Consider the following 1,859-nt stretch of genomic DNA (forward strand, 5'->3'; position numbering starts at 1 on the left):
AGATGCGTACCCTCGCCGAGCGCATCAATCGTCCAGTTCTTTCGCGGTCACCACCACCGGGGTCCGCAACCACCGTGAGACACGGTCGTGCAGGTTGGTGGACAGCGGCGCCGGCCAACGATGACTGACATAGCCGATGGCGTCGTCCACCCCGAGGCAGCGGCTGGAATTGCCGATCCGCACCCACAATTCTGACGTCGCGGCCGACCCTTTGCCAGACCGCAGAAAGACCGGTGCCGGCGTCGGCGGACAACTCACTCGGCAGACGTATTCGCCGCCCGGAATCTGCTCGAAGTCGACATCGGGGGCCCCTGCCACCCGGGCACCCAGCTTGGTTTGCAACAAGTCGCGTAGCCACAGCTCGAATCTGTCCGGATCCGGCTGCTTCAGCGTCGTGAAATCGGGTCCCAGACCCAGTAGCCGGCCATCGTCGTCGACGCCGATGAGCAGCGTGCCGCCCGAGCTGTTGCAAAACGCCGCAATCGTCTTGGCGATCACCAACTCCATCCGCTCGTCCCGCTTGTCGGTGCGTAGATTCCAGCGGGCGGAGGACTTGAACTCAACGTGGTCGGATTCACCGGCCGCTACGAGTTCGGAAATGCTCGGCGGCTCCTGCCGGGCCTGCATGCGTACCAGAACTGCGGACGCCCCCACCAGCGCCGCCGCGTCGACGCCGAAAACGACCAGCAGAGTGAGCAGATCGAGCATCTCCCGGCCGGGCAGGAAGACGCCGACGACTGCCACGCCGAGGCAGACCGCGACGAGCGAGACCAAGACCATGGCCGACCCGGACACCTTCACCCGGTGCCCGAGCAGCTGACGCACCAACTCGGCCATCAGCCAAGCGCCTACCAGTAGCAACAACTGCGCGATGGCTATCCGCACCAGCTCTGGGCTCGCCAACTGCATCCGGCGTCCTCGCTTTCTGCCAAGGACCCTCCGGGGCCCTGACGGCCCAGTACGATGCACTTCACCGAACTCGAGATCCTCCGTGATGCTATCGTCCCAGTCACTGTTTCTTGCAGTCCGTCGTCTGTGCAGTGAACGACTCGCGCCGAAGTCGCGTTGCCAGCTAGCATTACCGCATGACTTCGGCAGCGCAGCCAATACTCGGCATTGACATTGGCGGATCCGGCATCAAAGGGGCCCCCGTCGACCTCGATAGCGGCACGCTCACCGCGGATCGGCTCCGCATCCCCACACCCAAGAAGTCGACCCCCAAAGCATGCGCCGATGTGGTCGCCCAGGTTGTCGATGCCTTTGTCGATCAAATTGGCGACGGACCGATCGGAATCGCGCTGCCTGCGCCAGTCGTCCACGGCACCGTTCCGATGATCGCAAACCTGCATTCATCGTGGGTCGGGGTGAACGCCGAGGAACTGTTCAGCGAACGGCTCGGACGCCATACTGTGCTGGTCAACGATGCCGACGCCGCCGGTCTCGCTGAGGTGTACTACGGAGCGGCGAAGGACCATCCCGGACTGGTCATCATGACGACGCTGGGCACCGGCATCGGCACTGCGCTGATCATGGACGGCGTCTTGGTCCCGAACTCAGAACTCGGTCATATCGAGATCGATGGCAAGGACGCGGAGACAAAGGCGTCCGCCAATGCTAAGGCCATCGAGCATCTCAGCTACAAGCGCTGGGCCAAGCGGCTGCAGAAGTACTACACGACGATGGAGCGATACTTCTGGCCGGACCTCTTCGTCGTCGGCGGCGGTGTCTCCAAGTGCCACGAGAAGTTCCTGCCGTTGCTCGATCTGAATACTCCGATCGTGCCAGCGCAGTTGCTCAATCAGGCCGGCATCGTCGGTGCCGCAGTGGCTGCGGCCTCCGCCGACGCTCGCCCGTAGCAG

The 1,859-nt window shown here is 63.6% G+C and carries 2 protein-coding genes; one reads left to right on the plus strand and one right to left on the minus strand.

Going from position 1 to position 1,859, the window contains the following annotated elements; all coding sequences use genetic code 11:
* Nucleotides 1-24: 24 nt before the first annotated feature.
* On the minus strand, nucleotides 25-909 hold the full coding sequence (locus AAFP05_RS09065; RefSeq protein ID WP_341729536.1) for an ATP-binding protein: 885 nt from the start codon (nucleotides 907-909) through the stop codon (nucleotides 25-27).
* Nucleotides 910-1,085: 176 nt separating this feature from the next.
* Here AAFP05_RS09065 and AAFP05_RS09070 point away from each other — a divergent pair, with 176 nt between their 5' ends.
* Nucleotides 1,086-1,856, plus strand: coding sequence for an ROK family protein (locus AAFP05_RS09070; RefSeq protein WP_341729537.1), 771 nt, complete (start codon nucleotides 1,086-1,088; stop codon nucleotides 1,854-1,856).
* The last annotated feature ends 3 nt before the right edge of the window (nucleotides 1,857-1,859 follow it).

This window comes from Brooklawnia sp. (genome assembly GCF_032229645.1).
Taxonomy (GTDB): domain Bacteria; phylum Actinomycetota; class Actinomycetes; order Propionibacteriales; family Propionibacteriaceae; genus Brooklawnia.